The sequence below is a fragment of the Pseudomonas sp. MYb327 genome (assembly GCF_040438925.1).
GTDB lineage: Bacteria > Pseudomonadota > Gammaproteobacteria > Pseudomonadales > Pseudomonadaceae > Aquipseudomonas.
Map to the genome: position 1 here is coordinate 4,603,182 of NZ_CP159258.1, position 18,759 is coordinate 4,621,940.

General features: G+C 59.9%; 14 protein-coding genes. 2 read left to right on the top strand and 12 right to left on the bottom strand.

The genetic code is table 11. From position 1 onward, the window contains the following. Positions 1-163 precede the first annotated feature (163 nt). Positions 164-610 (bottom strand): azurin, encoded by a 447-nt coding sequence (gene azu / locus ABVN21_RS20785; protein ID WP_339554297.1) that lies wholly within the window; start codon positions 608-610, stop codon positions 164-166. Positions 611-953: 343 nt separating this feature from the next. Here azu and ABVN21_RS20790 point away from each other — a divergent pair, with 343 nt between their 5' ends. Next, positions 954-1,541: a TIGR00730 family Rossman fold protein gene (locus ABVN21_RS20790; protein WP_339554298.1), complete on the top strand. Its 588-nt coding sequence runs from the start codon at positions 954-956 to the stop codon at positions 1,539-1,541. A gap of 68 nt (positions 1,542-1,609) precedes the next feature. Beyond that, positions 1,610-1,789, top strand: a complete 180-nt coding sequence (locus tag ABVN21_RS20795) for a hypothetical protein (protein ID WP_034149642.1) — start codon at positions 1,610-1,612, stop codon at positions 1,787-1,789. Positions 1,790-1,865: 76 nt separating this feature from the next. Here ABVN21_RS20795 and ABVN21_RS20800 read toward each other — a convergent pair whose 3' ends face one another. The 11 genes from ABVN21_RS20800 to rnr all read right to left on the bottom strand — a co-directional run bounded on the left by ABVN21_RS20800 (position 1,866) and on the right by rnr (position 18,615). Beyond that, entirely contained in the window at positions 1,866-2,756 is an 891-nt protein-coding gene (locus ABVN21_RS20800) for a transglutaminase family protein (protein WP_339554299.1), read from the bottom strand. Then, the gene (locus tag ABVN21_RS20805) at positions 2,756-5,242 is read right to left on the bottom strand and encodes a circularly permuted type 2 ATP-grasp protein (protein ID WP_339554300.1); all 2,487 of its coding nucleotides are present in this window, start codon (positions 5,240-5,242) and stop codon (positions 2,756-2,758) included. The genes ABVN21_RS20800 and ABVN21_RS20805 overlap by 1 nt, the downstream gene beginning before the upstream one ends. A gap of 88 nt (positions 5,243-5,330) precedes the next feature. Further along, complete coding sequence (locus tag ABVN21_RS20810) at positions 5,331-8,606, bottom strand: transglutaminase family protein (protein WP_339554301.1); 3,276 nt, start codon at positions 8,604-8,606, stop codon at positions 5,331-5,333. Positions 8,607-8,838: 232 nt separating this feature from the next. Continuing rightward, entirely contained in the window at positions 8,839-11,142 is a 2,304-nt protein-coding gene (locus ABVN21_RS20815) for a YgiQ family radical SAM protein (protein ID WP_150705316.1), read from the bottom strand. A gap of 190 nt (positions 11,143-11,332) precedes the next feature. Beyond that, positions 11,333-12,730 carry a replicative DNA helicase gene (dnaB, locus tag ABVN21_RS20820; protein WP_339554302.1) on the bottom strand — a complete coding sequence of 466 codons (1,398 nt, stop codon included), beginning with the start codon at positions 12,728-12,730 and terminating at the stop codon, positions 11,333-11,335. A gap of 120 nt (positions 12,731-12,850) precedes the next feature. Beyond that, complete coding sequence (gene rplI / locus ABVN21_RS20825; RefSeq protein WP_034149636.1) at positions 12,851-13,297, bottom strand: 50S ribosomal protein L9; 447 nt, start codon at positions 13,295-13,297, stop codon at positions 12,851-12,853. Between the two features lie 19 nt (positions 13,298-13,316). Next, positions 13,317-14,210: a hypothetical protein gene (locus ABVN21_RS20830; RefSeq protein WP_339554303.1), complete on the bottom strand. Its 894-nt coding sequence runs from the start codon at positions 14,208-14,210 to the stop codon at positions 13,317-13,319. A 36-nt stretch (positions 14,211-14,246) separates the two neighbouring features. Continuing rightward, a complete protein-coding gene (gene rpsR, locus ABVN21_RS20835; protein ID WP_002551829.1) occupies positions 14,247-14,477 on the bottom strand; it encodes a 30S ribosomal protein S18 in 231 nt (76 codons plus the stop codon). Between the two features lie 28 nt (positions 14,478-14,505). Continuing rightward, complete coding sequence (rpsF, locus tag ABVN21_RS20840) at positions 14,506-14,928, bottom strand: 30S ribosomal protein S6 (protein ID WP_003217491.1); 423 nt, start codon at positions 14,926-14,928, stop codon at positions 14,506-14,508. 292 nt (positions 14,929-15,220) lie between these two features. Continuing rightward, entirely contained in the window at positions 15,221-15,988 is a 768-nt protein-coding gene (gene rlmB, locus ABVN21_RS20845) for a 23S rRNA (guanosine(2251)-2'-O)-methyltransferase RlmB (protein WP_339554304.1), read from the bottom strand. Beyond that, positions 15,985-18,615: a ribonuclease R gene (rnr, locus tag ABVN21_RS20850; protein WP_339554305.1), complete on the bottom strand. Its 2,631-nt coding sequence runs from the start codon at positions 18,613-18,615 to the stop codon at positions 15,985-15,987. Before rnr ends, rlmB begins: the two co-directional genes overlap by 4 nt. Positions 18,616-18,759: the final 144 nt, after the last annotated feature.

Genomic DNA, 18,759 nt, shown 5'->3' on the forward strand with positions numbered 1-18,759 from the left:
ATCGCCAGCAAGCCGGCTCCTGCAGAGTTCCTGTCGTTATGCGATGACGGAATCGACACCAATCCGTAGGAGCCGGCTTGCTGGCGATGAACGATGGCCCGGTCAAACGCCAGGCACAAAAAAGCGTCCATTGCGGACGCTTTTTTTATGGGCTCGATTCGACTTATTTCAGCGTCACAGTGCCTTTCATCATCGAGATGTGGCCAGGGAACGAGCAGAAGAAGCCGTACTTTTCATTGGCATCAAGCTTCGACACATCGAAGGTCACCGAGTCAGTTTCCTTGGCGCCGATGACCTTGGTGTGCGCGATGACGCGGGCATCGCCTTCCTTCAGGTAGTTCTTGTCGATGCCGGCGCTCAGGCCGTCGGTGGCGATCGGCTGCATGTCCGCTTCTTTACTCAGCACCCAGTTATGGCCCATGACGTTTTTCGGCAAGCTACCGGAATGGGTCAGTTCCACGGTGAAGGTTTTGCAGCTCTTGTCGATTTCAATGGCCTTGGTGTTGAAGGACATTTGATCTGTGGAGTCAACGGTGACTTTGCACTCTGCAGCCATCAATTGGCTGCTGGCCAGTGTCAACAGGGATACCGCAACAAGTTTGGCAAACATGGTGAATCTCCAAGGCAGGGTTAGCAGAAATGCGAATGGACAGAAGACTGCCTGAAAACTTCGCAAGTTCATATGACTTGAATCAAAAATTGTATACAACTTTCGAGCTATAACAGTCATCGAAAGAATCTACCAGCCAGGCGTCTGGCCCGGGCCTAAGATCAGGCCATCATCACTTGCCGGAGCGTTTGTCATGTCCCTCAATAGCCTGTTGTGCAGCTTGCTTGCCGCCTACGCCTGCGGCGCCAGCGGAACGTACGAAACGCCCAAACGCGAAGTCTAGTCCTTGGAGCGGCGCGTGCCTGCCTTTACTCTGTGACCCTGATCGACCATGGAGGAAGGCATGTCTTTAACATCCGTTTGTGTATTTTGCGGTGCCAGCACCGGCACCAACCCGGCTTATCGTGAAGCGGCTGTGACCCTCGGCCGCGCCTTGGCCGAGCGTAAGCTGACCCTGGTGTATGGCGGTGGCGCCGTGGGGCTGATGGGCATCGTCGCCGATGCCGCACTGGCGGCCGGCGGTGAAGTGGTCGGCATCATCCCGCAGAGCCTCATGGACAAGGAAATCGGCCACAAAGGCCTGACTCGCCTCGAAGTGGTCGACGGCATGCACGCGCGCAAAGCGCGGATGGCCGAACTCAGTGACGCCTTCATCGCCCTGCCCGGTGGCTTGGGCACGCTCGAAGAGCTGTTCGAAGTCTGGACCTGGGGCCAGCTCGGCTACCACGGAAAACCGCTGGGATTGCTGGAAGTGAATGCTTTCTACAGCAAACTCACCGGTTTTCTTGATCACATCGTCGGCGAAGGCTTCGTTCGGGCCGCGCACCGTGACATGCTGCAAGTGAGCGAATCGCCACAAACTCTGCTCGACGCCCTCGATAGCTGGCAACCGACAGTGCTGCCCAAATGGGTCGAGCAAAAACCCGACTAACGACTCGGCACCGATACAGGGCAGAATATGCGCCGCTCAACCTCACCTTCGACCCCAGAGGATCGCCCATGGCTAAACCCAATTATTCCTTCGCCAAACGTCAGCGTGACTTGGCCAAGGAGCAGAAGAAAGAGGAAAAGCTTCAGCGCAAGAAAGCTACAGCTGAAGAAGCAGCACTGAACCCAGATGGTGAAGTGGCAGCAGAAGATGATGTTGATGCACCGAAAGATCAGGCGCCCGACGCCTGATACCCTCCGGGCCGGATGATCTGATCAGGCCCCCCGGATCTGTGTCCAGGGTTGGCAGCGTTGCTGCTGACCCTGGTTATTCCAATGGCATTACGGTGACGCTAACTTCCGGGTCATGGTTGCCGCCTCCCAAAATCACCCCGCGTAACGGCGACACGTCGGAAAAATCCCGCCCCCAGGCCAAAGTGATGTGCTCCAGCGCCGGCTGCACATTGTTGGTCGGATCGAAATCAACCCAACCCAGCACCGGGCAATACACCGACACCCAGGCATGGGATGCATCGGCGCCGATCAGTCGTGGCTGACCCGGCGGTGGCTGGGTCAGCAGGTAGCCACTGATGTAACGCGCCGCCAAACCACGGGAACGCACGCAAGCGAGCATCAGGTGCGCAAAGTCCTGACAGACCCCGCGTCGACGTTCCAGCACCTCCACCAGCGGTGTCGCGACTTGCGTCGCTTCCGCGTCGAACGTGAACTCGCTGAATATTTTCTCCATCAAGGCCTGGACGCCAAGCAACAGCGGTCGCCCCGGTGGAAAGCAACTCTCGGAAAATTCCACGAAGTTGCGCTTCAAATGCACATAGGGCGACTCGAAGCGGTATCGGCACGCCTCAAGCAAATCGGGCGAAAGCGGTTGGCTGCTATAGGTCAGCGCACTGCGGGTGTCTTCCCATGCTGGAGACAAATTGAAATCGGGCACAGGTCGTGGCAGTACTTCAATGGTAAGGCTGGCGTTGACCAACAACTCATCATGCGGGCGCTCGAACGCCAGCCGGGTCAACGGGTTGCCGAAGACATCCAGTTCATCGCGGCGCGAGGTCGGCTCGGGGCTGATTTGCAATTGCTGAGCGGAACAGCGCTGCCAGGCGCACGAACGCGGCCACAGGTGCGCCAGTTGCTGGGCCAAAGACACCGGGCTGTCGTAGTGATAATGGGTGTCGTGGAAAATCTGGTAACGGGCGCTCATCAGACGGACACCGTGCGCTGGCTGACATCATCGACATGGGCGAAGTGTCGCAGGGCCAGGCGATCCGACACCTGTCCGCTGGCATCGGCGATCTGTTGCAGCAAATCGGCCAGCCCCTCGACGGCAGCACGCACGCTGGCCGCACCAAACAACGGGTTTTCCAGGCAACCCAGATCGAAACGCGCCAGGCGCTCCACCAACTGCGGCAGGCCTGCTTCGCGAGGTGCACCAAAGTCGTCGCACAGGCGCTTGAGCGAACGGGTCACCAGCTTCAACTGGAACAGCACCGCGTGCGGGTTCTGTTCATCGAGCAACAACAGGTCTAGCACCGGGATCAATTGCGCCACCGCCAGGTAGCGCGAGCGATAAGTGATGCTGCTGTTGCCCAGTTCCAGCAGCCATTCCAGCCCTGCCTGATCGAAAGCCCCGGTGCCACGCAGGAACGCCGCCAGACTGCCGCTGAGAAATTGCAGGCGCTCGATCCGCCGGCCGATCATCAAAAAGCGCCAGCCTTCGTCCCGGGTCATGTCATCCAGGGCAAACCCGGACAGCGCCGCCAGGGACATCACCAAGCGGTTGAGGAAATCCAGCAGCTCACCGAAGTCCGGTTCTTCGGTTTCCAGTTCCATGGCTTCGCGCTGCAACTCCACCAGCGCCTGCCAGTTTTCCCGCGAGAGCTTGCCGCGCACCTGCGACGCCGCCCACTGCAAACGTTGCAGGTTGGAGCGCAGACTGAATGACCAATCATCGCCAAGAATTGCGGCCAGCAGCCGTTCCGGTAGTTCGCCTTCATCCGGTAATAGCATCAGCCGCTCGCCGAGCTTGACCGCAGCGTCCAGCGCCTGCGGGTCATCGCCGTCGACATATCGCGCCAGCATGATCCGTAACAACCGCGCGCTGTCATCGCACCGTTCGCAGTAACGACCAAACCAGTACAGATTTTCCACCACCCGCGACGGTAGATAGGGATCGCGTCGCACCAGATCATGCACACCGATGTTGCGCTGGGCGTTCCATTGTTCGCCGCTCGATGGGCGGTCGCCCAGCACCCAAGTGTCCTTGCTCGCACCGCCGCGCTGCATCGATACCACTTCGGCATCAGCCTCGGCGGCGACACGGGTCAAGCCACCGGGCAGGACCCGATAACCGTCGCGACTGGCCACCGCATACACACGCATGCCGATCGCCCGTGGCTGCAAGTGACCGTCCTCGGCCTGCCAGATCGGCGCTTGGGACAACTGCGCGAGTTCTTGCGCAACATAGGCGTAAGGGCGCGCCTGCATGCGCTCGGCGAGGGCCTGGCGCTGTTTTTCACTCAGGTCGCGGCCAAATACCGGAGCGAAGCTCTGGGACGGAAATGCGGGCTTGATCAGCAGTTCCGGCAGTTTTTCCAAAGCTTGGGCCAACACTGGCGCCTCACCGCACCACCACGTAGCAATGGACGGCAGGGTCAATTCCTCGCCAAACAGGAATTGATTGATCTTCGGCAAGAACCCGAGCAAACCCGGTGACTCCAGCACGCCGCTGCCGAGAGCATTGGCCACCAGCACCCGCCCCTGCCGCACGGCTTCGAGCAGACCCGGCACGCCAAGGGCCGAATCGGTGCGCAGTTCCAGCGGATCGCAAAAATCGTCGTCGAGCCTGCGCATGATCGCGTGGACCCGCCGCAAGCCATTCAGGGTTTTCAAGTAAACCGTGGCATTGCGCACCGTGAGGTCGCCGCCCTCAACCAAGGGATAACCAAGCTGCCGCGCCAGATAAAGGTGCTCGAAGTAGCTTTCGTTGAAGCGTCCCGGCGTCAGCAACACGATCAGCGGTGCTTCATTGTCGCTCGGTGCCTGGCGGGCCAGGGTCTCCTGAAGCGTGCGAAAGAATCCGGCCAGGTATTGCACCTTCAAATCCCTGTACAACTCAGGAAAGGCCCGGGACACGATCATGCGGTTTTCCAGTGCATAACCGGCGCCGGACGGCGCTTGCGTACGGTCCGCCGTCACCCACCAGCGACCATCGGGTGTGCGCGCCAGATCCACGGCATACAGATGCAGAAAGGCCCCGTCAGGCGGACTAATGCCCTGACAGGGCCATAGAAAGTTGTTATGACCGAATACCAGTTCGGCGGGCAGCAAGCCTTCGGCGATCAAGCGTTGCGGCCCGTACAGGTCGGCCAGCACGGCATTGAGCAGTCGAGCGCGCTGGGCGATTCCGGCCGATAACCGAGCCCACTCATCGGCCGCAATTACGTGAGGCAGCAGATCGAGTTCCCACGGACGATCGGCACCCTTGGGGTCGGCGTAAACGTTGTAGGTCACGCCGTTTTCCTGAATCTGCCGACTCAGCAGTGCCTGACGCTGCGCCAGTTGCGCTGGCGTGCTGCGCTGCAATTGGTCGAACAATCGACGCCAGTGCGGACGTACCGTTCCGCTTTCGTCGAGCAGTTCATGATAGGTGCCCGCTGTCAGCGGGTAGCGGTCTAGCAGGTCAGGCATGGAAAGCTCGGCAGACAGCAAGGAACGGTCAGACTAACGCAGGCTCATGACGCCCGGATATACGAAAAATCCGAGCGTCGCGTACGGTTTAGAAACGTCGTAAATCGAGAGTCATCGGTAGCTCGTCGTTAATTTCCAGAATCGGTATAGGAAATTTCCCAGGCGTGTGTCCGATGCGGAAGAAACGCGCCATCCGCCGGCTCTCGGCTTCATTGGCGTTCACCGGCAAGCTGTCGTAGTTGCGCCCGCCCGGGTGGGCCACGTGGTACTGGCAACCGCCCAAGGAGCGGCCCATCCAGGTGTCGAGCAGATCGAACACCAGCGGCGCGTGCACCGGGATGGTCGGTTGCAGGCAATTGGCCGGTTGCCACGCGCGGAAACGCACACCCGCGACAAACTCGCCAACGCGCCCTGTCGGCTGCAACGGCACCGGGACGCCGTTGCAGGTCAGGAGATAGCGCTGGGGCGCCAGACCGGTGAGCTTGACCTGCAAGCGCTCCAGCGACGAATCCACATACCGCACCGTGCCACCGACCGCGCCCTCCTCACCCAGCACGTGCCACGGCTCAAGCGCTTGGCGCAGCTCCAGCGCCACACCACTGACGGCGTAATCACCGACCTTGGGAAAACGGAATTCCAAATGCGCCGCAAACCACTCGGCCCGCACCGGATAACCGGCGGCGTTGAGATCGACGATGACGTCGGCGAAATCCTGCTCGATAAAGTGCGGCAACAGAAACCGGTCGTGCAATTCCGTGCCCCAGCGCGCCAGTTTCGGCGGCGCATAAGGCTCGCGCCAGAACCGCGCGACCAGCGCCCGCAGTAATAACTGCTGCGCCAGACTCATGCGCGCATGGGGCGGCATTTCGAAAGCGCGCAGCTCCAGCAAGCCAAGGCGACCTGTAGCACCGTCCGGCGAATAGAGCTTGTCGATGCAGAATTCGGCGCGGTGCGTGTTGCCGGTAACGTCGATCAGCAGATTGCGCAGCAACCGGTCGACCAGCCACGGCGCACATTCTTCGCCCGGTGCAGGCATCTGTGCGAAGGCGATTTCCAGTTCATACAAGGCATCGTTACGCGCCTCATCCACCCGCGGCGCTTGCGAAGTGGGGCCAATGAACAACCCGGAAAACAGGTAGGACAGCGACGGATGGTTATGCCAGTAACTGATCAGGCTGCGCAGCAAATCCGGACGACGCAGAAACGGTGAGTCAGTCGGTGTCGCGCCACCCAGTACGAAATGATTACCGCCGCCGGTGCCGGTGTGCCGCCCGTCGATCATGAATTTTTCGGTAGTCAGGCGGGTCTGGCGCGCTTCTTCGTAAAGGAACTCAGTGCGCTCGACCAACTCGTCCCACGTCGCGGATGGCTGAACGTTGACCTCGATCACGCCCGGATCCGGCGTGATGCGGAAGTTGCTCAAACGCGGATCGCTCGGGGGCTCGTAGCCTTCCAGCAGTACCGGGCAACGCAGTTCTTCGGCAGTGGCTTCGATGGCGGCGACCAGTTCCAGATAGTCCTCGACCCGCTCGAGCGGTGGCATGAACAGGTACAACCGGCCTTCCCGCGCTTCGGCACAAAATGCCGTGCGGGTAAGCCAGTCGGCGGACTCGTCTATTTTCGGTGCACGATCTTCTGCAACGGCCGCGACGCCTTGACTCTGAAGTTGCGCCGAATCGGGCAGTGCCGGGAAATCCTGATTCGGGTCCTGCGGATGAATGAACGGGTACTCTGCCGCCTTCACCCAAGGCTGCGACCCGAGCGGCAAACGATAGCCCAGCGGTGAATCCCCTGGCACCAGTCGGCAGTGCTCGTCACGCAGATACCAGCGCCCGCTCTGCCACTGATCGCCCTTGGCGGTGCGTGCCAGCGGCAAGACCTGGCCAATCACTTTATCCAGGCCCTGGCTGAAAACTTTGCGCAGACGCGCACGCTCCAGCGGCTCTTCGAGTCGCGAGTCCTCGGCACTGACGTTTTGCGGCAAAGCGCCTTCGCGCCAGAGGTAATAGAAATTGTCTTCGTAGGCTGGAAATACAAAGCGTGTCGGAATTTTCAGGCGTTCGGCGACACTTGCCAGGAAACGCCCTGCCAACTCGCCATTGGCGCCGTAGTCTTCCTGCTCGTCGGCGATCAGCGCGGTGTTGTGCCAGATCGGCACGCCGTCACGACGCCAGTAGCAGTTGAGTGACCAGCGCGGCAGTTGCTCGCCGGGGTACCACTTGCCTTGACCGAAATGCACCAGACCCTTCGGCGCGTAGTGCTGGCGCATGCGCTGGAACAGTTCGGCGGACAGTCGACGCTTGTCTGGCCCCAATGCAGCGGTGTTCCACTCGGCACCGTCCGGATCATCGATGGACACGAACGTCGGCTCGCCACCCATGGTCAGGCGCACATCGCCTTCCAGCAGGTCGGCATCAATCTGCCGGCCCAGTGTCTGAATCGCCAGCCACTGCTCTTCGGTGTAGGGCTTTGTAACCCGTGGCGCCTCCCAAATCCGCTCCACCGACATTTCGTGGCTGAATTCGCACTCGCACGGTTCCACCAAGCCACTGATTGGTGCCGCAGAGGACGGATCGGGACTACAAGCCAACGGAATGTGTCCTTCACCGGCAAACAGCCCTGAGGTCGCATCCAGACCGATCCAGCCAGCACCAGGCAAATACACCTCGCACCAGGCATGCAGGTCGGTGAAGTCGACTTCGGTACCTGACGGACCGTCGAGGCTTTTCACGTCGGCAGTCAGTTGGATCAGGTAACCGGAGACGAAGCGCGCCGCCAAACCCAGGTTGCGCAGCAATTGCACCAGCAACCACGCGGAATCGCGGCAGGACCCGGAAGCCTGTTCGAGGGTGTGCTCAGGCGTTTGCACACCTGGCTCCATGCGGATCAAGTAGCCGATGTCTTCGCTGAGGCGCTGATTGAGGGCGACGAGGAAATCCACGGCCGGTAGCGGCGTGCGGTCGATGCCGTCGAGGTAGGCCTTGAACTTCGGCGTCAGCGGCAAGGTTTCCAGGTACGGCGCCAGTTCCTTGCGCTCGTCTGCGGCATAGGTGAAAGGAATTTTTTCGGCGTAAGGCTCCAGAAAGAAGTCGAACGGATTGAACACCGCCATTTCGGCCAGCAAATCGACTTCGATCCTCAGCTCGTTGGTTTTCTCCGGAAACACCAACCGCGCCAGGTAATTACCCTGCGGGTCCTGCTGCCAGTTGATGAAGTGTTGCTCGGGCGACACCTTCAGCGCATAGGACAGAATCCGCGTGCGACTGTGAGCGGCCGGGCGCAGGCGAACGATCTGCGGACCGAGCTCGATTGCGCGGTCGTAGCGGTAATGCGTGACGTGGTGCAATGCGACATGAATCGACACGGCGTGCCTCCTGCGAGCCCTAAGCGTATTCGAAAGCGCGCAAGACTTATGCCATCCAGCAGCGCTGGCGCTTTCTCCGGTTACTGGAGGCAGTACAGCACCAAAATCGGGCGACGCGGGAAATTGGTTTGCATCGATTGCACGTAAATGTGGCGCCACACATGAAACTCGCCGCCCCTGAAATGCAAAACGCCAACCCGAAGGTTGGCGTTTTGTTCAGCCCCAGCGTGGCCTAGCGCGGCACGACCGGCTTGCGGGTCGGTTTCGGACCTTTGCCCTTGGCCGCGTCCTTGCGCTCCTTGGCCGCCTGCTGATTGCGGGCAAACGCCGCAGCCTTGGCCTGTTCGCGCTTGTCCCACGGGTTGCCGCCATCGCTGGCGCGGGGTGGCAGGCCGGTGTGCTGGGTCAGGATCTTGGTGGTCTTTTCCCCAGCAACCTTGTGGCTGCCGGCCGGCGTCGAGTTTTTGCGACGGGCACTCTGGTAGCTGTCGGTGGACGGCTGGTGCAGCGGGATCAACTGGTTCTTGCCCGGCCCGATCAGGTCGGCGCGGCCCATGCGGGTCAACGCTTCACGCAGCATCGGCCAGCCTTTCGGGTCGTGATAACGCAAGAATGCTTTGTGCAGACGGCGCTGCTCTTCGCTCTTGACGATGGTAACCGCGTCAGACTTGTAAGTGACCTTGCGCAGCGGGTTCTTGCCCGAGTGGTACATCGCGGTGGCAGTGGCCATCGGCGACGGGTAGAACGCCTGCACCTGGTCGGCACGGAAACCGTTGCCCTTGAGCCACAGCGCCAGGTTCATCATGTCTTCGTCGGTGGTGCCCGGGTGGGCGGCGATGAAGTATGGAATCAGGTACTGCTCTTTGCCCGCTTCCTTGGAGTACTTCTCGAACATGCGCTTGAATTTGTCATAGCTGCCAATGCCCGGTTTCATCATCTGGTTGAGCGGACCTTCCTCGGTGTGTTCCGGGGCGATCTTCAGGTAACCACCAACGTGGTGGGTCACCAGCTCTTTCACGTATTCCGGCGACTCGACCGCGAGGTCGTAGCGCAGTCCGGAAGCAATCAGGATCTTCTTCACACCCGGCAATTCACGGGCACTGCGATACAACTGGATCAGCGCCGAATGGTCGGTGTTCAGGTTCGGGCAGATGCCAGGGAACACGCACGATGGTTTGCGGCACGCGGATTCAATTTCCGGGCTCTTGCATGCGATGCGGTACATGTTCGCGGTCGGACCGCCGAGGTCGGAGATCACGCCGGTAAAACCCGGGACCTTGTCACGAATCTCTTCGATTTCGCGAATGATCGACTCATGGGAACGGTTTTGGATGATCCGGCCTTCGTGCTCGGTGATCGAGCAGAACGTGCAGCCGCCGAAGCAGCCACGCATGATGTTCACCGAGAAACGAATCATGTCGTAGGCCGGGATTTTCTCCTTGCCGTACGCCGGGTGAGGAATGCGCGCGTAGGGCATGCCGAACACGTAGTCCATTTCTTCAGTGGTCATCGGAATCGGCGGCGGGTTGAACCAGACATCGACTTCGCCATGCTTCTGAACCAAGGCGCGAGCGTTGCCCGGGTTGGTTTCCAGGTGAAGCACGCGGTTGGCGTGGGCGTAGAGAACGGCGTCGCCACGGACTTTTTCCACCGACGGCAGACGGATCACGGTCTTGTCGCGGGTCATCTTCGGACTGGCCAGGATCTGCACGACTTTGGCTTCCTGCGGATCCTCAACCGGGCCTTTCTCCTGCTCGATGGCGCAGGCCTGGGTGTCCTGGGTGTTCACGTACGGGTTGATGATCTTGTCGATCTTGCCCGGACGGTCGATGCGCGTGGAGTCGACTTCGTACCAGTCTTTCGGCGTATCGCGACGAATGAACGCGGTGCCGCGCACGTCGGTGATGTCTTCGATTTTGTGACCGTAGGACAAGCGCTGGGCGACTTCGACGATCGCACGCTCGGCGTTGCCGTAGAGCAGGATGTCGGCGCAGGCGTCGATCAGGATCGAGTTGCGAACGCGGTCCTGCCAGTAATCGTAGTGAGCAATGCGGCGCAGCGACGCTTCGATGCCGCCGAGTACGATCGGCACGTTTTTGTACGCTTCCTTGCAGCGCTGGCTGTACACCAGGCTCGCGCGGTCCGGGCGTTTGCCCGCCAGGCCACCCGGAGTGTAGGCGTCGTCGGAACGGATTTTCTTGTCGGCGGTGTAGCGGTTGATCATCGAGTCCATGTTGCCGGCCGCGACGCCGAAGAACAGGTTCGGCTCGCCGAGCTTCATGAAGTCGTCTTTGGACTGCCAGTTCGGCTGGGCAATGATCCCGACGCGGAAGCCCTGGGACTCCAGCAGCCGGCCGATGATTGCCATGCCGAACGACGGGTGATCGACGTAGGCATCACCGGTGACGATGATGATGTCGCAGGAATCCCAGCCAAGCTGATCCATCTCCTCCCTGCTCATCGGCAGGAATGGCGCTGGCCCGAAACATTCGGCCCAGTACTTGGGATAGTCAAATAACGGCTTGGCTGCTTGCATGTCGATAACCGGTGTTGGCTTTCATTGAATTTCGCGGGCGCGGAATATAGCACAAATTTTGACCAATTCCGACGGCTGTGGTCGGAAATTGCGTCGCCCCTATCGCGAGCAAGCTTGCTCCTACAGGTACGACGCAACCCGTGTAGGAACTGGCGTGCCGGCGATGGGGCCTTTCAGGACGCCAAATACCTTACTCGTCGTCGTCGAAGTTATAGCTACCCGGCGCCAGGTTCTCGAATCGCGTGTACTTACCGATAAAGGCCAGGCGAATAAAGCCGATCGGCCCGTTCCGCTGTTTGCCGATGATGATTTCGGCGATGCCCTTGTGCTCGGTTTCCGGGTGATACACCTCGTCGCGGTAGACGAACATGATCACGTCGGCGTCCTGCTCGATCGCTCCGGATTCCCTGAGGTCGGAGTTGATCGGCCGTTTGTTCGGCCGCTGCTCGAGGGAACGGTTGAGCTGGGACAGCGCCACCACCGGGCAGTTGAATTCCTTGGCCAAGGCTTTCAAGGAACGCGAGATTTCCGAAATCTCGTTGGTTCGGTTGTCGCCGCCGGAACCTGGAATCTGCATCAACTGAAGGTAGTCGATCATGATCAGGCCGATCTCACCGTGCTCACGCGCCAGACGCCGGGTACGCGCACGCATTTCCGATGGGCTGATACCGGCGGTGTCGTCGATGAACAGCTTGCGGTCATTGAGCAGGTTCACCGCCGAGGTCAGCCGCGGCCAGTCGTCATCTTCCAGCTGACCGGAACGCACCTTGGTCTGGTCGATCCGACCGAGGGACGACAGCATACGCATGACCAGCGATTCGCCTGGCATCTCGAGGGAATACACCAGAACGGCCTTGTCGCTGCGCAGTACGGCGTTTTCCACCAGGTTCATCGCGAAGGTGGTCTTACCCATCGACGGACGACCGGCGACGATGATCAAGTCAGCCGGCTGCAGGCCGCTGGTCTTCTCGTCGAGGTCGGTATAGCCAGTGGACAGGCCGGTAATGGCGTTGTCAGTGTTGAACAGCGTGTCGATACGATCGATGGCTTTGGTCAGCAAATCGTTCACACCGACCGGGCCACCGGTTTTCGGTCGGGCCTCGGCAATCGCGAAGATCTGGCGCTCGGCTTCGTCGAGGATCTCCTCGGCCGTGCGACCTTCCGGGTTGAAGGCGCTGTCGGCGATCTCGGTGCTGATGCCGATCAGTTGGCGCAACGTCGCGCGCTGACGGACGATCTGCGCATAAGCCTTGATGTTGGCAACCGACGGCGTGTTTTTCGCCAGCTCACCGAGGTAACCGAGGCCGCCGACTTGCGAGGTCTGACCTTCTTTATCCAATTGCTCGGACAGGGTCACGACGTCGATCGGCATGTTCTGATCGGCCAGTTTGGCGATCGCACGGAAAATCAGGCGGTGGTCATGTCGATAGAAATCGCCGTCGGAGACTTGGTCGAGCACGCGTTCCCAGGCGTTGTTGTCCAGCATCAGACCACCGAGTACAGCCTGTTCGGCCTCGATGGAATGCGGCGGCACTTTCAGCGCGGCGGCTTGCAGATCGTATTGCTCGGGAGCGGAGATTTCGTTCATGGCCACTTGGAGTCAGGTTTGAAAACGGGAGTACCAGAAAGACAAAGGGCACGACCTGTAAACAGGATCGTGCCCGATGTTACCGGCAAGCACCCGAGGGTGCCAGCCGACAAGTGCTGCTTAAGCTGCTACCACGACAACGCGTACGGTGGCTTCAACTTCGGCGTGCAGGTGCACGGCTACGTCGAATTCACCTACGTTGCGGATGGTGCCGTTCGGCAGACGAACTTCGCTCTTCTGCACTTCAACGCCGGAGGCGGTCAGTGCGTCAGCGATGTCGTGAGTACCGATCGAACCGAACAGCTTGCCTTCGTCACCAGCGGTGGCAGTGATAGTCACTTCCAGCTCAGCCAGTTGGGCAGCGCGGCTTTCAGCCGACGATTTACGGTCTGCTGCTGCTTTTTCCAGCTCAGCGCGACGCTCTTCGAACGCAGCCAGGTTGGCTGGGGTCGCGGCGGTTGCTTTACCGTAAGGCAGCAGGTAGTTACGACCGTAACCAGCCTTAACGTTCACTTTGTCACCCAGGTTGCCCAGGTTGGTGACTTTTTCCAGAAGGATCAGTTGCATGTGAAAATCCTCTTAACTTTTAACCTTCACCGTTCGCGTTATCGGCGTCTTTCGGCGCCAGACGACCGCGAAAATCAATCAGGCTGTCGACGATGGCCAGGACCACCAGCAACGGATAGATCAGCTGCATGAACAGCAACAGCGTGACGTACAACCCCACCAGCCAGAATTTGGCCAGTCGCTTTCGCGCCACCAACCCGTGAATCAGGGCCAGCCCGGCGAAAACCAGCGGTACGCTGCACAACGGCACAAGCATGGACATCTGGGCACCGAAATTCGGTGTCACAACCATGCCCGCCAGCAGCAACATCGCGGGACCCAGCGGGATTCGGACGGCGCGAAACTCGCGACCAAAACCACCGGGGTTGTACAACAACGCCTGCCAGTAGCGCCCGATAATCAGGCTCAGCACACTGACGATTTGCAACAAGGCCGCAATCAGGCCGGTCAGGATCGGTGCAATCAGGGACGCGAAACGCGCTTGTTCGTCTACCGACAACTTCTGGTAGACCTCACCGAGTAGCGACGGCATGACTTTTATCAAAGCCTGCGCCAGCATCTCGATCTGAGGACCAAAAGCCGTCCCCAGCACCACTGAAAACACCACTCCCATCGCTATGCTGACCAGCAGCACGCGGTTCCAGGACTCGCTTGCGCGCAAAACCAACGCAAGGCTCGCAGACCCCAGCAGCACCAGAAGTGCCCGAGGGTCGTCGGAGTAGAGCCACCAAATCAATGCTGGTAGCAGTCCCAGAGCAAGAACGCCCAGGGCGTCCTTAAATCCGCGCCGCAGGAGCACAAGGCATCCAGCGGCAGCACCCAACCAATACAACAACGGTAATGCCGCGCATCCAGCCACTACCAGAGTGGCCTGCATACGGCCCCGCATGATGAACTCAGCTAAGGCACGCATACATTCAATCCTTTGCTACGTGTCGACTGCCCGGTCTCAGCGGCCGTGGCTGTCGGTGTAGGCCAGCAGGGCCAGGAAGCGGGCGCGCTTGATAGCGGTGGCCAGCTGACGCTGATAACGTGCTTTGGTACCGGTGATGCGGCTTGGAACGATTTTGCCGGTCTCGGATACATAAGCTTTCAGAGTGTTGAGATCTTTGTAATCGATCTCTTTCACGTCTTCAGCGGTGAAGCGGCAGAATTTACGACGACGGAAGAAACGTGCCATTTGATAGGCTCCTTAAAAGGTCCGTGGATTACTCGTCAGCGTTATCGCTGTTGTCGCTGTCATCACTATCAGCGCTTTCAGCGCCTTCGTGCTCAGGACGGTCGCGACGCTCACGGCGCTCACTGCGGTTTTCTTCAGCCTTGAGCATCTCGGATTGGCCGGTAACGGCTTCTTCGCGACGGATGACCAGGTTACGGATCACTGCATCGTTGTAGCGGAAGTTGTCTTCCAGCTCGGCCAGGGCCTTGCCAGTGCACTCAACGTTCAGCATCACGTAGTGAGCCTTGTGAACATTGTTGATTGCGTAGGCCAGTTGACGACGGCCCCAATCTTCCAGACGGTGGATTTTGCCGCCGTCTTCTTCGATCAGCTTGGTGTAACGCTCAACCATGCCGCCGACTTGCTCGCTTTGATCCGGGTGGACCAAAAAGATGATTTCGTAATGACGCATGAATGCTCCTTACGGGTTGTAGCCTGCCGCTCAAAAGCGGTCAGACAAGGAGTGAATGACACTTATGGACTTGCGGACGCTAGACACATGCGTGCCTGCCATCACAGCAAGGGGCGCAATTGTAGAGAAGGGTCGAGGGAGGCGCAAGGTAATTGGTGATTATTTGAACAACCCCCATTTACCCCATGCCTGTAGGAGCCAGCTTGCTGGCGATCCATGCGCCTCGGTATTTCAGACACACCGAGGCGCGGCAATCGCTGGCAAGTCAGCTCCTACAAGAGACTTGCGTGAATCAGGCTTTTTTGGTGGCAGCCTTGGCTTTGACGCTGCGCTGACGCTGGGCTTCGAACAGGCAGACGCCTGTCGCCACGGAAACGTTGAGGCTGCTGACGCTACCAGCCATCGGCAGGTTCACCAGGTAGTCGCAATGCTCGCGGGTCAGGCGACGCATGCCCTTGCCTTCGGCGCCCATGATCAGGATGGTCGGACCGGTCAGGTCCTGATCATAGAGACTGACTTCAGCCTCACCGGCCGTACCGACCACCCACAAGCCGCGCTGCTGGAGCTTTTCCAGGGTGCGCGCCAGGTTGGTGACGGCAACCAGCGGAATCACTTCCGCTGCACCACAGGCGATTTTTCTTACAACCGGAGTCAGGGTCGCTGACTTGTCCTTCGGAACGATCACCGCCAGCGCACCCGCCGCATCGGCGGAACGCAGGCAGGCACCCAGGTTATGCGGATCGGTCACGCCGTCGAGCACCAGCAATAACGGCGCGCCTTCGGTGCGATCGAGCAACTCGTCGAGCATCGCCTCACCCCAGACCTGGCTCGGACTAACGTCCGCGACCACACCCTGGTGCACGCCTTCAACCCAGGCGTCCATTTCACGGCGCTCGGCCTGGCCGACCTGGACCCGATTCTCGTTGGCCAGCTCGATCAGGGTCTGCACCCGTGGATCATTGCGGCCTTCGGCCAGCCAGATCTGCTTGACGCGTTTCGGGTGATGACGCAGCAACGCTTCTACCGCATGCACGCCGTAGATTTTTTCCAACTGACTCATGGCTTGGCCTTAGGTTTACGCGCCCCGCCGCTTTTCGCGGCTGGAGCGGAACCCGCTTTTGGCGGGCCTTTACGATGTTTGCTTGGTTTTGCTGGCTTGCCGCCGGGGGCCTTTTCAGGCGCCGACCGTCCGGTCTTTCCCCCAGACGCCGCTTTACCGCCGCTTTTCGCATCGGCCAACAAGGCCTTCTTCATTTCACGGCTTTTGCGCACTTCGGCGTTTTTCGCCGCCGCATCGCTCGGGCGATAGGCTTCGACAGCCTTTTCCTTGGCAGGGCGACGACCAGTTTTCGCCGGGGCCGGCTCTGCTGCGGTTTTGGCGGCTGGCGCTGCGGTTTCGGTGCCACGCTTCTTGCGACCAATCGGCGCGCTGATGGTTTTTTCGGCCATCTCGAAGTCGATCTTGCGCTCGTCGAGGTCGACGCGCATGACGCGCACCTCAACAGTATCGCCAAGTCGGAAGCTGCGACCGGTACGCTCACCCGCAAGGCGGTGATGCACTGGATCGAAGTGGTAGTAATCACCCGGCAGCGCGGTGACGTGCACCAGGCCTTCGACGTAGATGTCGGTCAGTTCGACGAACAGACCAAAACCGGTTACCGCGGTAATCACGCCAGGGAACGACTCGCCCACGCGATCCTTCATGAACTCACACTTGAGCCAGTTCACCACGTCACGGGTCGCTTCGTCGGCGCGGCGCTCACTCATCGAGCACTGCTCGCCGAGTTGCTCCAGGGCCGCTTCGTCGTACGGATAGATACGCGCCTTCGGAATGGTCATCGCACCGGCACGGCGAACGTGCGGGGTGTCCTGTTTCGAATGGATCACGCTGCGGATCGCCCGGTGCGTGAGCAAGTCCGGATAGCGGCGGATCGGCGAGGTAAAGTGGGTGTAAGCCTCGTAATTCAAGCCGAAGTGGCCCTGGTTATCAGCGCTGTACACAGCTTGGCTCAACGAACGCAGCATGACGGTCTGGATCAGGTGGAAATCCGGACGATCCTTGATGCCGGCCAGCAGTGCCTGGTAGTCCTTCGGCGACGGGCCGTCCTTGCCTTTGTGCAGGGACAAACCGAGTTCGCCGAGGAAGGCGCGCAGTTTTTCCAGACGCTCCGGCGGCGGACCATCGTGAACACGGTACAACGCAGGAATTTCGTGTTTTTTCAGGAATTCGGCGGTGGCCACGTTAGCCGCCAGCATGCATTCCTCGATCAGCTTGTGCGCATCGTTGCGCACGGTCGGCCGGATTTCGGCGATCTTGCGCTCGGAGCCGAAGATGATCCGGGTTTCCTGGGTTTCGAAATCGATCGCGCCACGCACATGACGAGCGGCCAGCAGCACTTTGTACAGCGCATACAGCTGCTTGAGATGCGGCACAACGTCGGTGTACTCGCCGCGAAGCTTGCGCGCTTCGGTGGCTTTCGGCGTTTCGAGCATCGCGCTGACTTTGTTGTACGTCAGGCGAGCATGGGAGTGGATCACCGCTTCGTAGAAGCAGTAGTCGGTCATTTCGCCGGATTTGGAGATGGTCATCTCGCAAACCATGGCCAGACGATCGACTTGCGGGTTCAGCGAGCAGAGGCCGTTGGACAACTGCTCCGGCAGCATCGGAATCACGCGCTCGGGGAAATACACCGAGTTGCCGCGAACCTGAGCCTCGGCATCCAGCGCCGAGCCAAGCTTCACGTAGCTGGATACGTCGGCGATTGCCACGTACAGCTTCCAGCCGCCGGAGAACAGGCGCAGCTTGCCCGGACGGGCTTCGCAGTAGACTGCGTCATCGAAGTCGCGGGCATCTTCGCCGTCGATGGTGACGAACGGCAGATGGCGCAGGTCGATGCGCTTCTCTTTGTCTTTTTCTTCGACTTCCGGCTTGAGCTTGCCAGCTTCTTTCAGCACGGCGTCAGGCCAGACGTGAGGAATGTCGTAGGTGCGCAGGGCGACATCGATTTCCATGCCTGGCGCCATGTAGTTACCCACAACCTCAACCACGTCGCCTTGCGGCTGGAAGCGTGGTGTCGGCCAGTGGGTGATCTTCACTTCGACGAACTGACCGATCTGCGCGTTGGCATTACGACCCGGCGTCACCAGCACTTCTTGCTGGATCTTAGGATTGTCGGCAACCACGAAACCGATACCGCCCTCTTCGAAGTAGCGGCCGACGATGGTTTCGTGAGCGCGGGACACCACTTCGACGATCATGCCTTCGCGGCGACCACGACGGTCCAGGCCGGAAACACGGGCCAGGGCACGATCACCGTCGAACACCAGGCGCATTTGCGCCGGGCTCATGAACAGATCGTCACTGCCGTCGTCCGGAACCAGGAAACCGAAGCCGTCACGGTGACCACTGATGCGACCGAGGATCAGGTCGAGCTTGTCCACCGGCGCATACGTGCCGCGACGGGTATAGATGAGTTGAGCATCGCGCTCCATGGCGCGCAGGCGGCGGCGCAGGGCTTCGATCTGGTCTTCTGTGGTCAGACCAAACTCTTCGACCAGTTGCTCGCGGTTAGCAGGCGAACCTCGATCAGCAAGGTGCTGAAGGATCAGTTCGCGGCTAGGGATAGGGTTTTCGTATTTTTCCGCTTCACGAGCGGCCTCGGGATCGAGGGACTGCCAATCGGCCATTAGAGAGTTTTCACCTTGTCTATATACGGGTTAGTTTGGCATAGGCGTAATGAAACGGGAAATTTCAAGCTAAGACTGCCCATCTAGAGTCCTGTATCGACACATCAAAACTGTTTTGTACACCGCTGGCGAAATTTTCCAGGT